General features: G+C 62.3%; 15 protein-coding genes. 8 read left to right on the top strand and 7 right to left on the bottom strand.

Translation table 11 applies throughout. The annotated features are described in order from the left end of the window. The 4 genes from HX846_RS03250 to dctM form a co-directional block, all read left to right on the top strand. Positions 1-346: HpcH/HpaI aldolase/citrate lyase family protein (locus HX846_RS03250; protein WP_178964967.1), on the top strand; the 346-nt coding region annotated here is incomplete at its 5' end. A 222-nt stretch (positions 347-568) separates the two neighbouring features. Beyond that, positions 569-1,552 carry a C4-dicarboxylate TRAP substrate-binding protein DctP gene (dctP, locus tag HX846_RS03245; protein WP_003215057.1) on the top strand — a complete coding sequence of 328 codons (984 nt, stop codon included), beginning with the start codon at positions 569-571 and terminating at the stop codon, positions 1,550-1,552. Between the two features lie 190 nt (positions 1,553-1,742). Next, positions 1,743-2,375: a TRAP transporter small permease gene (locus HX846_RS03240; protein WP_003215060.1), complete on the top strand. Its 633-nt coding sequence runs from the start codon at positions 1,743-1,745 to the stop codon at positions 2,373-2,375. Then, complete coding sequence (gene dctM / locus HX846_RS03235; RefSeq protein ID WP_003215062.1) at positions 2,375-3,655, top strand: C4-dicarboxylate TRAP transporter large permease protein DctM; 1,281 nt, start codon at positions 2,375-2,377, stop codon at positions 3,653-3,655. The genes HX846_RS03240 and dctM overlap by 1 nt, the downstream gene beginning before the upstream one ends. Positions 3,656-3,729: 74 nt before the next feature. Here the strand turns inward: dctM and ampC are convergent, their stop codons facing one another. Next, positions 3,730-4,884: a class C beta-lactamase gene (ampC, locus tag HX846_RS03230; protein WP_178964966.1), complete on the bottom strand. Its 1,155-nt coding sequence runs from the start codon at positions 4,882-4,884 to the stop codon at positions 3,730-3,732. A 133-nt stretch (positions 4,885-5,017) separates the two neighbouring features. Between ampC and HX846_RS03225 the strand changes: the two genes are divergently transcribed. Both HX846_RS03225 and HX846_RS03220 read left to right on the top strand, forming a co-directional pair. Then, a complete protein-coding gene (locus tag HX846_RS03225) occupies positions 5,018-5,893 on the top strand; it encodes a LysR family transcriptional regulator (protein ID WP_102369220.1) in 876 nt (291 codons plus the stop codon). A gap of 190 nt (positions 5,894-6,083) precedes the next feature. Further along, positions 6,084-6,977: a LysR family transcriptional regulator gene (locus HX846_RS03220; protein WP_178964965.1), complete on the top strand. Its 894-nt coding sequence runs from the start codon at positions 6,084-6,086 to the stop codon at positions 6,975-6,977. On the opposite strand, the gene HX846_RS03215 is transcribed toward HX846_RS03220, so the two are convergent. The 3 genes from HX846_RS03215 to HX846_RS03205 form a co-directional block, all read right to left on the bottom strand. Beyond that, positions 6,978-7,553, bottom strand: coding sequence for a DUF1349 domain-containing protein (locus HX846_RS03215; RefSeq protein WP_177029131.1), 576 nt, complete (start codon positions 7,551-7,553; stop codon positions 6,978-6,980). 72 nt (positions 7,554-7,625) lie between these two features. Then, positions 7,626-9,128 (bottom strand): APC family permease, encoded by a 1,503-nt coding sequence (locus HX846_RS03210; protein ID WP_087695002.1) that lies wholly within the window; start codon positions 9,126-9,128, stop codon positions 7,626-7,628. Continuing rightward, on the bottom strand, positions 9,125-10,387 hold the full coding sequence (locus HX846_RS03205) for an aspartate aminotransferase family protein (protein ID WP_178964964.1): 1,263 nt from the start codon (positions 10,385-10,387) through the stop codon (positions 9,125-9,127). The genes HX846_RS03210 and HX846_RS03205 overlap by 4 nt, the downstream gene beginning before the upstream one ends. A 224-nt stretch (positions 10,388-10,611) precedes the next feature. Here HX846_RS03205 and HX846_RS03200 point away from each other — a divergent pair, with 224 nt between their 5' ends. Next, positions 10,612-11,796 (top strand): DUF2252 domain-containing protein, encoded by a 1,185-nt coding sequence (locus HX846_RS03200; protein ID WP_178964963.1) that lies wholly within the window; start codon positions 10,612-10,614, stop codon positions 11,794-11,796. 140 nt (positions 11,797-11,936) lie between these two features. Here HX846_RS03200 and yghX read toward each other — a convergent pair whose 3' ends face one another. Together yghX and HX846_RS03190 are read right to left on the bottom strand one after the other, a co-directional pair. Continuing rightward, positions 11,937-12,824: a YghX family hydrolase gene (gene yghX / locus HX846_RS03195; protein WP_178964962.1), complete on the bottom strand. Its 888-nt coding sequence runs from the start codon at positions 12,822-12,824 to the stop codon at positions 11,937-11,939. Between the two features lie 44 nt (positions 12,825-12,868). After that, positions 12,869-13,363: a PaaI family thioesterase gene (locus HX846_RS03190; protein ID WP_087695007.1), complete on the bottom strand. Its 495-nt coding sequence runs from the start codon at positions 13,361-13,363 to the stop codon at positions 12,869-12,871. 118 nt (positions 13,364-13,481) lie between these two features. Here HX846_RS03190 and HX846_RS03185 point away from each other — a divergent pair, with 118 nt between their 5' ends. After that, entirely contained in the window at positions 13,482-14,036 is a 555-nt protein-coding gene (locus tag HX846_RS03185) for a YceI family protein (protein ID WP_177009466.1), read from the top strand. A gap of 3 nt (positions 14,037-14,039) precedes the next feature. Here HX846_RS03185 and HX846_RS03180 read toward each other — a convergent pair. Next, positions 14,040-14,341: DMT family transporter (locus HX846_RS03180; protein WP_178964961.1), on the bottom strand; the 302-nt coding region annotated here is incomplete at its 5' end.

The following is a 14,341-nucleotide window of genomic DNA, read 5'->3' as shown; positions in this document are numbered from 1 at the left end:
GCAATTTGCCCTCGACCAGGCTCGCCTTGCCTTGATCGTGCATTCCCGCGCCGCCGGGCTGGTGGCGCCGCTGGACGGCGTGCACCCGGCCATCGACGACCCCGAAGGCCTGCGCCGTTCGATTCGGCATGCCTATGAAATGGGCTTTGCCGGCGCGCTGTGTATCCATCCCAAGCAGGTGGCGGTGATTCACCAGGCGTTGGCCCCCAGTGCCGAGGATCTGGCCTGGGCCAAACGGGTGGTGGACGCTGGTGCCCATGGGGCCGGGGCGTATCAGCTGGACGGGCAGATGGTGGATGCACCGGTGTTGTTGCGGGCCCAACGATTATTAGCCGCGCAACCGTAGAAATGTGGGAGCGGGCTTGCTCGCGAAAGCGGTGGGTCAGCCAGTGCATCCGGTGACTGGCACACCGCTTTCGCGAGCAAGCCCGCTCCCACATTGGATCTCTGTCGTTTGCAAAATCGGCGTTCGTCCAGGCCGAACGCAGGTATCTAAAATTCGAAATTCTCTATACGCGTGACATCAGGCACCTTGCCCTATAACACAACAATAAGAAGGTGATTTTCCATGCTCAAGCTTTCTCGGGCGCTGTTCTGCGCCGCCACCTTGTTTGCCGCGGGCCTGGCCCAGGCGGCCGACCCCATCGTGATCAAGTTCGCCCACGTCGTCGCGGAAAACACCCCCAAAGGCCAGGGCGCCTTGCTGTTCAAGAAGCTCGCTGAAGAACGCCTGCCCGGCCGGGTGAAAGTCGAGGTGTACCCCAACTCCTCGCTGTTCGGCGACGGCAAGGAAATGGAAGCGCTGCTGCTGGGCGACGTGCAGATGCTGGCGCCGTCCCTGGCCAAGTTTGAGCAGTACACCAAGCAAGTACAGATCTACGACCTGCCGTTCCTGTTCAACGACCTGGCGGCGGTCGACCGTTTCCAGGCGGCCCAGGGCAAGGCGTTGCTGACCTCGATGCAAGACAAGAACATCCTCGGCCTGGCCTATTGGCACAACGGCCTCAAGCAACTGTCGGCGAACAAGGCATTGCGTGAGCCCAAGGATGCCCGTGGCCTGAAGTTCCGCGTGCAGGCCTCCAGCGTCCTGGAGGAGCAGTTCAAGGCGATCCGCGCCAACCCGCGCAAGATGAGTTTTGCCGAGGTGTACCAGGGCTTGCAGACCGGCACCGTCAACGGCACCGAGAACACCTGGTCGAACTATGAAAGCCAGAAGGTCAACGAAGTGCAGAAGTACTTCACCGAATCCAACCATGGCCTGATCGACTACATGGTGATCACCAACGCCAAGTTCTGGAACGGCCTGCCGCCGGATGTGCGCACCACCCTGGACCAGGTCATGGTTGAAGTCACCGTCGAGGTGAACAAGCAGGCCGAGGCGCTGAACCAGTCGGCCAAGCAGAAGATCATCGACGCCAAGACCAGCGAAATCATCGAGCTGACACCGGAGCAACGCCAGCTCTGGCGCGAAGCCATGCGCCCGGTGTGGCAGAAGTTCGAAGGTGAAATCGGCGCTGACCTGATCAAGGCGGCCGACGCGTCGAACCAGTAATTTGGAGAGCACCGAGATCAAATGTGGGAGCGGCGGTGCGACGATTCGACTTGCTCGCGAATGCGGTGTATCAGTCACCGAATGCATCAACTGAAAGACTGCATTCGCGAGCAAGCCCGCTCCCACATGTTGATCCGGTTCCCGCCTCCAAGCCTTGCACACACCTATCTCCGCTTCGCGAGGTTTTGCCATGCAAACGCTAAGGCGCGTCTGGGAGCACCTGGAGGAAGGCTTTATCGCCATCCTGCTGGCCGCCATGACCCTGGTGACTTTTGTCTACGTCATGCTCAACAACATCTACACCCTGTTCTTTGCCCTTGCCGACAAGTGGGCGTGGAGCAGCGGTTTCTTCAACGCCCTGGGTGACCACACCATGGGCTGGGCCCAGGACATGACCTGGAGCGTGGCGCTGACCAAGGCCATGTTCGGCTGGCTGATTTTCTTTGGCATCTCCTACGGCGTGCGCACCGCCGGCCACTTGGGCGTGGACGCGCTGGTCAAGCTGACGCCGCGCCGGGTGCAGCGCCTGCTGGGCATGCTGGCTTGCCTGTGCTGCCTGGCCTACGCCGGGTTGTTCATGGTTGCCAGCTACAAATGGCTGAGTGCGGTCACCACCGCGCACATCGGCGCCGAAGACCTCGACAAGTTCGGCATCGACGTCGACGACATCGTGGTGATCGTGCCCATCGGCTTTGCCCTGGTGTTCATCCGCTACCTGGAAATTTTCTACCGCATCTTCACCCACCGCCAAACCGGGCTGGGCCTGGCCGACGAAGCCGGTGAAGCCAGCAAGTTGGCCGGCAGCCATGAGGAGCGTCACTGATGGCCGTTCTGTGTCTGTTTTTGCTGCTGTTCGTGTTCATGTTCCTCGGTGTGCCCATCGCGATTTCCCTGGGGTTGTCGGGCGCGGTGTCGATCCTGATGTTCAGCCCGGACTCGGTGAGTTCCCTGGCAATCAAGCTGTTTGAAACCTCGGACGCCTATACCTTCCTGGCGATTCCGTTCTTCCTGTTGTCGGGTGCGTTCATGACCACCGGTGGCGTGGCGCAGCGGCTGATCGACTTTGCCAACGCCTGCGTCGGGCATATCCGCGGCGGGCTGGCGATTGCGGCGGTGCTGGCATGCATGCTGTTTGCCGCACTGTCGGGCTCCTCGCCCGCGACAGTGGCGGCGGTGGGTTCGATTGCCGTGGCGGGCATGGTGCGCTCGGGCTACCCGAAGGAATTCGGCGCCGGGATCATCTGCAACGCCGGTACCCTGGGCATCCTGATTCCGCCGTCGATCGTGATGGTGGTGTACTCGGCCGCCACGGAAACCTCGGTGGGCAAGCTGTTCATGGCCGGGGTGATTCCGGGCCTGCTGCTGGGCTTGATGTTGATGGTCGCGATCTACATCGTCGCGCGCATCAAGAAACTGCCGGCCCAGCCACGGGCGACCTTTCGCGAGTGGCTGACCTGCGCCCGCCGGGCATTCTGGGGCCTGTTGCTGCTGGTGATCATCCTGGGCGGGATCTACAGCGGCATGTTCACCCCGACCGAAGCGGCGGCGGTGGCGGCGGTGTACTCGGCGTTTGTCGCGCTGTTCATCTACAAGGACATGAAGATCAGGGATTGCCCCAAGGTGCTGCTGGAGTCCGGGCGCCTGGCGATCATGCTGATGTTTATCATCGCCAACGCCATGCTCTTCGCCCACGTGCTGACCACGGAGCAGATTCCCCAGGAAATCACCGCGTGGGTGATCTCCGAGGGCCTGACGCCGATTGGTTTCCTGATCATGGTCAACGTGGTGTTGCTGGTGGCGGGCAGCTTTATGGAGCCGTCGGCGATCGTGCTGATCCTGGCGCCGATCTTTTTCCCGATTGCGATGAAGCTGGGGATCGACCCGATTCACCTGGGAATTGTGATGGTGGTCAACATGGAGATTGGCCTGGTGCATCCGCCGGTGGGGTTGAACCTGTTTGTGACCTCGGCAGTGACCGGGCTGACGCTGGGGCAGACCATCCGCGCGGCGTTGCCGTGGCTGATGATCCTGCTGGTGTTCCTGATCATGGTGACTTACCTGCCGTTCATATCGCTGGCCTTGCCGCATTGGCTGGGGATGTAAACCCAACTAGAATCACGCCACAAAACAATGTGGGAGCGGGCTTGCCCGCTCCCACATTTGAGGTGTGCAGGGATTTATTTATCCATCGCACTCAAGATCGCATGGGCCACTTTTACCCGTTCGGCATTCGGGTAGTTCTTGTTCGCCAGGATCACCACCCCCAGGCCTTTGCTCGGCACGTACGCCACGTAGGCGCCAAAACCACCGGTGGCGCCAGTCTTGTTCACCAGCGTGTCGGCATGGGGCGCTTGCGGTGGTGTCAGCCAGTTGACCTTGTGGGGCTGAAAGGCCATTTGCGCCGAGTTGCCTTCCGTCAATGCATCCAGCGTGATTGGGTAGGGGTACATCTCCCAGCCGAGGCCCTGGGTCATGCCATCCACCGTGTAGTAGCCGGTGTGGGTTGCGGCAATCGCCTGTTGCAGCGGCTTCTCCAGCTTCGCCGGGTGCATGTTCACTTCAACGTACTGAATCAGGTCCGAGGTGCTGGTCTTGATGCCGTAGGCCTCGGCGTCCAGGGCGCCAGGCCCGACGCGCACCGGTTTGCCGGACTTGTCGTAACCCTGGGCGTACAGGTTCATTTGTGACTTGGGCACGTTGATAAAGGTGTGCTTGAGGCCGAGTTTCGGCAGCAGGGTCTGCGCCATCAACCGGTCAAACGGCTGGCCCAGGCTTTGCGCTGCCAGGTGGCCGAACAAGCCGATGCTCGGGTTGGAATACAGGCGTTGGGTGCCGGGAGCGAAGTCCGGTTTCCAGTGCTGGTAGTAGCTGATCATCTTGCCGGCGTTATCGGACTCATCGGGGAATTGCAGGGGCAAGCCACCTGCGGTGTAGGTGCCCAGGTTGAGCAGGCTGATGTGGTCAAACGTGTCGCCGCGCAATGCCGGCAGGTATTGGCTGGCCGGGTCCGACAGCTTCAGCTTGCCGTTAGCCAGGGCATAGCCGGCAAGGGTGGCGGTGAAGGTCTTGCTCACCGAGCCGATTTCAAACAGGGTGTTTTCGGTGACGGGCTGCTTGCTCTCCTTGCTGGCAACGCCGTAGTTAAAGTATTGCGCCTTGCCGTTCTGTACGATCGCCACCGACAGGCCGGCGATGTCCTGTTGCTGCATCAGGGGCTGGACCGTACTGTCCACGACCTGGCGCATGTCGGTAGCCGCCATGCAGTTGCCTGCGCCGAGCAATAAGGCGAATATCGCGGTGTTGCGCACGGTTGGAAAAAGGGATGTGTACATGATGACGTGACTTCCATGAAGGTGATCGGGTGAATACCGTTGCCTGCGCAGGCGCCGCAAATCTAGGCAGTTTGTGATCCCGCGGCAAACGATGATATCTCGCAACAGCCATTAGAAAAATTAGGGTCAAGCCATGCTCCGTTCCCATTTGCCACTCAACGCGCTGCGAGCCTTCGAGGCGTCTGCGCGGCATTTGAGTTTTACCCGGGCGGCGATTGAACTGTGCGTCACCCAGGCGGCGGTCAGTCACCAGGTGAAAAGCCTGGAGGCGCAGCTCAATGTCACGCTGTTCAAACGCCTGCCCCGGGGCCTGATGCTCACCAGCGAGGGCGAGACCCTGCTGCCGGTGTTGCGCGAATCCTTCGACCGGATAGCTCAAACCTTAGGCCAGTTTGAAGGTGGGCATTATCGCGAAGTATTGACGGTAGGCGCGGTGGGCACCTTTGCAGTGGGCTGGCTGTTGCCGCGGCTTGCGGATTTCCAGGCGCGCTACCCGTTTATCGACTTGCGCCTGTCCACCAACAACAACCGCGTCGACGTGGCGGCCGAAGGCCTGGATTACGCAATCCGGTTTGGTTCCGGCGCGTGGCACGGCACCGAGGCGTGCCAATTGCTGGAGGCGCCGCTGACGGTGCTGTGCGTGCCGCAACTCGCTCGGCAATTGCAGGCTCCGGCGGACCTGTTGAAGCACACGCTGCTGCGCTCATATCGCGCGGATGAATGGACGCAATGGTTCCAGGCCGCGGGCTTGCCTGCCGATACGCTGGTGCCGCGCAGTATCGTTTTCGACTCGTCCCTGGCGATGATGGAGGCGGCGCTGCAAGGGGCGGGGGTGGCCCTCGCGCCGGCGATGATGTTCAGCCGGCAGTTGGCGACGGACGTGATTCGCCAGCCGTTCGAGATCGGCATCACCACCGGCAGTTATTGGCTGACGCGCTTGCAGTCACGGGCCGAGACGCCGGCGATGCTGGCGTTCAAGACGTGGTTGCGTGAAGTGGCCATGCACTGAGGTTGGGTCGACGCTGTGGCGAGGGAGCTTGCTCCCGCTGGGCCGCGAAGCGGCCCCAAAGAAGCGGCGGTGTTAGTTCAGCAAGAACGCGGCGGATGGTTTCAGGGTCGCTGCGCAACCGAACGGGAGCAAGCTCCCTCGCCACAGGTTATTCTCCCACTCGGTCTGCCACTGATCATAAGAGGCTGCAATGCAAACTTCCGGCGTAGACATCCGTCAACTCAAGGCCTTCGTGGTGGTGGCCGAGGAGCTCAGCTTCGTGCGCGCCGCGACCCGTCTGCATGTCTCGCAACCGGCGCTGTCCCAGACCATCCGCCAGTTTGAGGCGCTGCTGGACGTACAACTGTTCCAACGCAACACCCGCAACGTAGCACTGACCGAAGCCGGCCTGGCCTTGCTGGTAGAGGCGCGGGAAATCGTCAATGGCGTAAGCCGCCTGGTACGCACCGCCCACGAACATGCACGCGGCTTACGCGGCTCATTGAATATCGGCTTCCTGATCGGCGCGGGTGTGGACTTGATGCCGCAAATCCTCAGCGTGTTCGCCAGGCGCTACCCGGAGATCGAACTGGTGGTGCGCGAGTATGACTTCGGCTCGCCCCATGCCGGGATCGACGAGGGCATGGACGTGTCGGTGCTGCGCCCGCCACTGGGCCTGCCGGACATCGAGTTGCACACCCTGGTGACCGAACCCTGCGTGGCGTGCCTGGCGTCCAGCCACCGGTTGGCCGGGGAGAGCAGCGTGAGCATCTACGACGTGCTGGATGAACCGATCATTGCTGCACCGGGAGTGGGCGTGTGGCGCAGTTTCTGGACCGCCGACGCGTACCGCGATGGCCAGCCGGCGCGGATCGTCCATGAAGCTTCGACGGTGGAGACCGAGTTGCAGGCGGTGGCGTCGGAGCGCGGGATCAGTATCACCGCGCTGTCCACCGCACGTTTTTATGCACGGCCCGGCCTGGCCTTCCCGGTGATCAGCGATATGCCGATGTGTGAAGTCGCGGTCGCCTTGCCGCCACAACCGAGTGTGGCAGCGCGCAACTTTGCCGAGTTGGCGATGGAAGTGGCGAGCAGCCGGGGTTAGTCAGGACAGGTCGTGCAGGGATTTGCCGTTGGGCGCACTTACCTGAAGCTCGGAAAACTCCACCTCCAGCCCGCCACGTTCCGGCGTGCAGCAATAAGGCCCCACCCGATACGACGCAGCCACGGGAAACGGCGCCAGGCGCACCAATGGCCAGCTCACACCATCCACCGACACCTGCACGCGCAGCACGCCCTTGGCCACGGTGGCGCGAATCCAGAACGCCTCGGGATCACCCGGGAACACACCGGTGGCCCAGTCCGACACGCCATCGGTCAATACGCTGCTCAACAGCGTCACACCGTCGGACAGCTCTGCACCGATCTTCACCCAATGCGCTTCATCCACCCGCACCATCAACCCGGCCTGGTCATACAGGTGGGTAAACGCGCTGTGGATTTTGACTTGGGCGGTAAAGTCGCCGTCGGTTTCAACAAACAGGAAATGCCCGTTGTCGCGCACAAAACCATAGTGGGTTTCGCGCCAGAAATCGGTGCTGGCATCGGTGCGCACCTTGAGACGCTGGCCTTCTCGGCTCCATTGCTGGGGTTGATTGAGCCAGCTGGCCTGTTCAAACATCGGGAAGCTCCTTGAAGGTGACAAGACAAAACCCCGGCGCCCGGGGTTTTGTTGTTTGGCTGCAATCAGCGACTAGTGGTCGAGCAATTTGCCGCTCGGCCCGGCGGTGCCATTGTTAAGGCGCGTGCGCAGCGAAAACAACCACCACAGCACGCCGACCCCGAGTGTAACCCCGGTGGTGATGGCGCCGGTGTGGCTTTCTTCGGGCACGCTCAGGGTCAGGATCACCGCGATGGCCCACAGGCCGCCAAGGACGATCATCGGCAACAACCACTTGCCCAGGCTGAACACACCCGCAGGCGCCCCCGGCATCCGGCCATTTTTATAGGCCAGGTACGCGGCAATCAGCGTCAGCAGGTAGGTGCAGTAGTAGGTCAGGCCGACCATCGAGTAGATCGCCGTGACAAACCCGCCGCTCGCCAGGTTCAGCAGCACGGCAATGGCGGTGATTAGCACGATGGCGGCGACCGGCGTACCGAAGTGCGGGTTGATCTTCGCCAGCACCTTGGAGCCCGGCAGCATGTTGTCCCGGGACAGGGCGAAGGTCATGCGCGTGGCCACCGCCATGTTGGCGATGAGGCAGGCGAGGATCGAGGCGAAGGCGATCACGATCATGCCCACGCCGGCGGCGTTGCCCAGTTGCAGGCGCACGATATTGATCACCGGGTTTTCGCTGTGGCTGAGCAGCTCGCTGACCGACCCCGGGATCGCAATGCTCAGCAAGGCGAACACCACGAAGCCCAATACACTGGACACCAGCACCGCACGAATCATCGCCCGGGGCGCGGCGCGGCGTGGGTCCTTGGTTTCTTCGGACAGGTCGGCGGCGCCCTCCCAGCCCAGCAGCACCGAGACCGGCAGCAAGGTGGCGAGGGCGAGGGTGGTGAAGCTGAGGGTGCCGCCGCTGACCGGTTGTGCGGAGGTCAGGATCGCCACGCCCTGGGTGTGCTCGAAGAAGAAAAACACCCCGAAGAACAACGCAATCGCCAGCAGCACCGTGCCGATGATTTCGATGATCGCGCCGATGTCGTTGATCCGCGTGGCCAGGCGAATCCCGCAGATGTTCAGCAGGCCTACCACCAGCGTGGCACCGATGCTCAGGCCCTGGATCTGGCCCTGTGTCGGGTTGGCCCAGATCTCCGGCGCGAACACCGTGCCGATGGCCGCCGAGGTGGCGGCTGTACCGGCGACAAACGAGGTGAACGCGACCCAGCCGGTAAACCAGCCGAAGTGATTGCCCGCCAACCGGCTGGACCATTGGTAGGCGTAGCCGGTAAGCGGAATGCGCCCGGCCAGGTGGCAGTAGACCATGACGATGCAGCACACCAGCGGGATCACCAGCAGCCACAAAAGGATGCCGATACCGCCGACGCGGTTGAACGGGTCGGCGAACAGCGTGACCACCCCGGTGTTGATCGAGACCATGGAAAAGGCCAGGGCAAACGAGGTGAACGAACTCATGGTGCGGTGCATCTTTTGCTCGTAGCCGAGGCTGGCCAGGTCGGCGTCGTCGCTGGACAGCGGGGCCTGGGCATTCGGCGGGGCGGTCACGGTGTTTTCAACGAATGTGCTCATGGCCGTTGCTCCTCGATGATGCCGATCACCTCGTCCAGCACATCGAGGGCCTTGGCCAGCAACGGGCGTTCGATATCCAGCGGAGGCTTGACCTTGATCAGGTTACCCAGCCCGGCGTAGCGGCTTTCGCCAAACAATACGCCGCGCTCCACCCCAAGGCGATACACCTCCTGGGATTCCCGGCAGGCCGGTTCCTTGGTGGTGCGGTCCTTGACCAGCTCGATGGACGCCATCAGCCCGGGGCAGCGCACGTCGCCGATCAGCGGGTGGCGGGTTTGCATGTCCTTGAGGCGGGCGGTGATGTAGTCGCCGGAGTCGCGGGCTTTTTCGCAGAGGTTGTCGGCGACGATCGCTTCCACCGTGGCGTAGCCGGCGGCCAGCGAGACCGGGAAGTGGCCGAAGGTCAGGGCTTCTTCACCTTCGTCGAACCACTTGAGCTTGTCATCGGCGAGGATCCCGGCCAGCGGGAAGCCGCCGCCGACGCCTTTGCCGAACACGATGATGTCGGGCAGCACGTCGTAATAGTCCGCAGCGAACATCGTGCCCATGCGCCCGAAACCGGTCTGCACTTCATCAAAAATCAGCAGCACGCCTAAGCGGTCGCAGATCTCGCGCACGCCTTTGTAGTAGGAGCGGGGGAACTCGATATGCCCGCCATTGCCCTGGATCGGTTCCATCATCACTGCTGCCACGCCACCGTCGACGCCCTTGAGGATGGTTTCTTCCAGCAGACCAAGGCACAGCTGCGACTCGGTTTCCGGGTCCATGCCCAGGCGCGTGCGGTACGGGTTGGGGTGGGGGACGCGGGTGAAACGTGGCTGGATCGCCAGGAACGGATTGTTCGGGTGCGGCCAACTGGCGCCGAGGGTGGCCAGGGAGCGGCCGTGGTAGCCGTCCTGCAGCACCAGCAGGTTCTGTGCGCCGGGGCGGTTCTTGAAAGCCAGTTTCATCGCCATTTCACCGGCGAGGCTGCCATGCAGGGCAAAGCCCATCTGGTTGAGGGTGCCCGGGGAGACTTCCCGCAGCTTCTTCACCAGCCGGGTGTGGGCCGGTGAGCCAAAGTTGGGGCGGATGTGAGTCATTTCGCGCAATTGCGCGACGGCGGCTTCCACCACCCGGGGGTCATTGGCCCCCAAATTGTTCGACCAGGCCTGGGCGGTACAGTCGATGTATTCCTTGCCCTGGTCGTCCCATACCAGCGAGCCTCGGGCCTTGACCAGGTTGATCTTGGCGGGTGCGGTGTTCATCACTTCATTCATCTGCGTTATCTCTTTTGTTAGGGCGGCAGTGTTTGGGGATGTGTGCAGTTAGGGTTGTGACTCGCTGCATCGAGTTGACCCGATGCTAGTCCCGGGGACGGGAGGAATAGAAAGACCGATTGCAGTGGGATTGATTGGCGTGGCTTATTAATAGAATCCTCTGAAACAAAATGAAACATTTGTCGCGGGCCAGCCTCTACCGTATCTCCACGACGAGTACTTCTATGAAAATTCCGCGTCCCTCTTCGCGAATGCCCCACCTCACGCAACTGCGCAACCTGAAGATGGCGCGCTCCGCCCACGCCTATGTGCGGGGCAGTACGGTTCAGTTTTACGAGTGGTTGCACAGCCAGCGCGGCCGGCGCTTGCCCCACGGGCCGGCGATCTGGATCTGCGGCGACTGCCACGCCGGTAACCTTGGGCCCACGGGCGATACCAAGGGCCGGATCGACATGCATATCCGTGACCTTGACCAGGCGGTGATCGGCAATCCGGCCCATGACCTGGTGCGCCTGGCCTTGTCCCTGGCCACCGCTGCGCGGGGTTCGGACCTGCCGGGGGTGACCACCGCGCGCATGCTTGAAGAGATGATGGTGGGCTACGCGCAGGCGTTTAAAGACAAGCCCGACGAGGCACCGCCGCGCCCGTCCCAGGTCAAGGCCGGGATGCGCAGTGCGGTGGAGCGCACCTGGAAGAATCTGGCTCGCGAACGTATTGAAAACACCCGGCCGACGATTCCGCTGGGCAAGCATTTCTGGTCGTTGTCGCGGGCGGAAAAATCAGCCCTTGAAACGTTGTGCGCGTCGGATGAAATCCACCGGCTGGTGACTTCGCTCAAAGGCCGCTCCAACGACGCCGAGGTTGAGCTGCTGGACTCGGCCTATTGGGTCAAGGGTTGCAGCTCCCTTGGGTTGCTGCGTTATGCGGTGTTGCTGGGAGTAGGGGACAAGTCTGATCAGGAATACTGCCTGCTCGACATCAAGGAAGCGGTAGGCGCTGCGGCGCCGCGTGCGGCCCGGGCAAAAATGCCTCGGGATAACGGCCGGCGGGTGGTGGAGGGCGCGCGGCACCTGTCACCGGCGTTGGGGGAGCGGATGTTGGCCACGCGGTTTCTGGATCACGGGTTTTTCATCCGCGAACTGCTGCCCCAGGACATGAAGCTGGAGCTGGATGAGCTGAGCGAGATTGATGCGATGCACGCGGCCGGGTACCTGGCGCGGGTGGTCGGCGTGGCCCATGCGCGGCAGATGGACCGGGATACGCGCAAGGATTGGATGGCGCTGTTGCAAGAGAACCGCTCCAAGCAACTGGATGCGCCTTCGTGGCTGTGGACCAGTGTGGTGCAGTTGGTGGGGAGCCATGAGGAAGGGTATTTGAATCATTGCCGGCGGTATGCGCTGGAGCACTGAGCTCAAGAACGCTGAAAGTCCCCTGTGGGAGCGGGCTTGCTCGCGAAAGCGGTGGATCAGTCAAACATCAGCTGACTGACACACCGCGTTCGCGAGCAAGCCCGCTCCCACATGAGTTGGGTGGTGTTTTGGAGGGCGGGTTACACCAGGTATTTCTTGAACCAGCCCAACGTCCGCTCCCACGCCAGATTCGCCGCCGCCTCGTCATACCTCGGCGTCGAATCGTTGTGGAAGCCGTGATTGGCGCCCTTGTAGATAAACGCCTCATAGGTCGTGCCGGCCGCCTTCAACGCTTTCTCATACGCCGGCCAGCCCTCATTGATCCGCGTATCCAGCTCACCGTAATGCAACATGATCGGTGCCTTGATCCGTGGCACATCCTTGGCTTCCGGCTGGCGCCCATAAAACGACACCGCCGCACCCAGCTCCGGATAAGCCACGGCCGCCGCATTCGTCACGCCGCCGCCATAACAGAACCCGGTAATGCCCACCTTGCCGGTGCTTGCATCGTGGTGCATCAACCATTCGATGGCCGCGAAAAAGTCGTTCATCAGCTTCTCGGGATCGACTTTCTGTTGCAACTCCACACCTTTCTCATCATTGCCGGGATAGCCACCCACCGAGGTCAGGCCATCCGGCGCCAGGGCAATGAATCCGGCCTTGGCCAACCGACGGGCGACGTCTTCGATATACGGGTTCAACCCCCGGTTTTCATGCACCACCACCACCGCCGGCACCTTGCCGCTGGCCTTGGCCGGGCGCACCAGGTAGCCGCGCACCGTGCCGTTGCCCTTGGGTGACGGGTAGGTGATGTAGTCGGCGACGATCTCCGGGTCGGTGAATTTCACCTGCTCGGCCAGGGCGTAGTTGGGGCTCAGGGCGGCGAGCAGGGCCGAGGCCGTCAGCCCGCCGAAGGTGAACAGTGCTGCGCCTTCGAGAAATTCCCGGCGGTTGATCTTGCCGTGGGCGTAGCCATCGTAAAGCTCCAGCAGTTCAGGGGCGAAGTCTTTGGCGGTCAGACGAGTCATCGGTAGCGTCCTCGATTAGCGGTGGGACTGAATGTAGACCAGTATCAGGCTTCCCGGCCATGGGCCGCGGCGGCCAGTTGCCCGGTGTCGACCCGTACGAAGACCGAATCGCCAATCGCCGTCAGCACGCCATCGGCGTACACCTCGCACACCACGCGGCTTTTGCGCCCCACGTCACCTTCGACTTTTGCGCGCAAGGTCAGCGGCACGCCCATCGGTGTCGGCTTGATGAATTTGATTCCCAGGTTGCCGGTGACGCAGTCGATACGCGGCAGGCTGCCGGGTTCGCGTTGCTCGGCCCGGTAGTGGTAGGCCATGGCGGTCCAGTTCGAGTGGCAGTCCACCAGCATCGCGATCAGACCGCCATAGACCAGGTCTGGCCAGCCGCTGTATCGGGCGTCGGGCTGGTGCTCGGCGATCACGTGGATGCCGTCGGCGTCCCAGCGGCTCTTGATGTGCAGCCCGTGGGGGTTGCTGCTGCCGCAGCCATAACAGACGCCTTCGGGGGCGGTGGTGTCTTGCAGGGAAAGCGCGGGCATCGTGGCTCCTTGTTGTTTGAGTTCCGTCGAGGCACGAGCCTAATGCCAGGCGCGTGAATAAATCCAGCGCCTACGCTGTTAGCAGTGCACAGCGTGTTCATTCCCGGTTGAGAATCCCATGAAATCTCGATTGCCAGCGGTCTTCCTTGCCTTCGCCACCTTGTCTAACGCGTACGCCGTGGAATACACCGACGTGAATCCGACGGCCAGCACCATCAGCTTCACCTATGACCAGATGGGCCAAGAGGTGTACGGCACGTTTGGCACCTATTCGGCGACCCTGAATTTCGACACGCAAAACCCGGCTGCCGCCAGCACCATACTGACCATCCAGCTGCCGAGCATCAATGCCGGCAGCGACGACGCCAACACCGAGCTGCCCAAGCCCGGCTGGTTCGACATGACCACCTACCCGGTGGGCACCTTCACCTCGACCCACATCACTGACCTGGGCGACAACCGTTACCTGTTCAGCGGCAACCTGACCCTCAAGGGCCAGACCCGGCCGGTGGAGGTCAAGGTGGCCCTCAAGGAGCAGAGCGGCATTGGCGTGTTCGACGGCGAATTCGTGCTCAAGCGCGATGACTTCAGGATCGGCGCGGGGGAGTGGGCGGACAGCGTGGTGTCCAATGCGATTGTCATCAAGTTCAAGATGGTTGCGCCTGAGCGCTGATGGCTAGCGGGCGAACTTCTTGGCCCCCGCCACACACGCAATCACCGCGACGGTCACCCCCAGCATGCCCAGGCTCACCTGCTCATGCAGCAGCGTGGCCGCCAGTGCCAGGCCGAAAAACGGTTGCAGCAACTGCAATTGCCCGACGGCGGCAATGCCGCCCTGGGCCAGCCCGCGGTACCAGAACACAAACCCGATCAGCATGCTGAACAGCGACACATAGGCCAGGCTCAGCCAGGCCGGCAGGCTGATGCTCACGAAAGTGCCCGGGGCGAGGATCGCCGTCAGCGGGGCCACAATCGGCA

Origin of the sequence: Pseudomonas sp. K5002 (assembly GCF_013386655.1) — a bacterium.
Lineage (GTDB): Bacteria > Pseudomonadota > Gammaproteobacteria > Pseudomonadales > Pseudomonadaceae > Aquipseudomonas.
The sequence above is the reverse complement of the archived record's forward strand: the minus strand, read 5'-3'. Positions and strand labels throughout refer to the sequence as shown.

Excerpts from the sequence above, each read along its gene's own strand:
- dctP (WP_003215057.1), top strand. The coding sequence starts at position 569 with ATGCTCAAGCTTTCTCGGGCGCTGTTCTGCGCCGCCACCTTGTTTGCC.
- HX846_RS03240 (WP_003215060.1), top strand. The coding sequence starts at position 1,743 with ATGCAAACGCTAAGGCGCGTCTGGGAGCACCTGGAGGAAGGCTTTATC.
- dctM (WP_003215062.1), top strand. The coding sequence starts at position 2,375 with ATGGCCGTTCTGTGTCTGTTTTTGCTGCTGTTCGTGTTCATGTTCCTC.
- ampC (WP_178964966.1), bottom strand. The coding sequence starts at position 4,884 with ATGTACACATCCCTTTTTCCAACCGTGCGCAACACCGCGATATTCGCC.
- HX846_RS03225 (WP_102369220.1), top strand. The coding sequence starts at position 5,018 with ATGCTCCGTTCCCATTTGCCACTCAACGCGCTGCGAGCCTTCGAGGCG.
- HX846_RS03220 (WP_178964965.1), top strand. The coding sequence starts at position 6,084 with ATGCAAACTTCCGGCGTAGACATCCGTCAACTCAAGGCCTTCGTGGTG.
- HX846_RS03215 (WP_177029131.1), bottom strand. The coding sequence starts at position 7,553 with ATGTTTGAACAGGCCAGCTGGCTCAATCAACCCCAGCAATGGAGCCGA.
- HX846_RS03210 (WP_087695002.1), bottom strand. The coding sequence starts at position 9,128 with ATGAGCACATTCGTTGAAAACACCGTGACCGCCCCGCCGAATGCCCAG.
- HX846_RS03205 (WP_178964964.1), bottom strand. The coding sequence starts at position 10,387 with ATGAATGAAGTGATGAACACCGCACCCGCCAAGATCAACCTGGTCAAG.
- HX846_RS03200 (WP_178964963.1), top strand. The coding sequence starts at position 10,612 with ATGAAAATTCCGCGTCCCTCTTCGCGAATGCCCCACCTCACGCAACTG.
- yghX (WP_178964962.1), bottom strand. The coding sequence starts at position 12,824 with ATGACTCGTCTGACCGCCAAAGACTTCGCCCCTGAACTGCTGGAGCTT.
- HX846_RS03190 (WP_087695007.1), bottom strand. The coding sequence starts at position 13,363 with ATGCCCGCGCTTTCCCTGCAAGACACCACCGCCCCCGAAGGCGTCTGT.
- HX846_RS03185 (WP_177009466.1), top strand. The coding sequence starts at position 13,482 with ATGAAATCTCGATTGCCAGCGGTCTTCCTTGCCTTCGCCACCTTGTCT.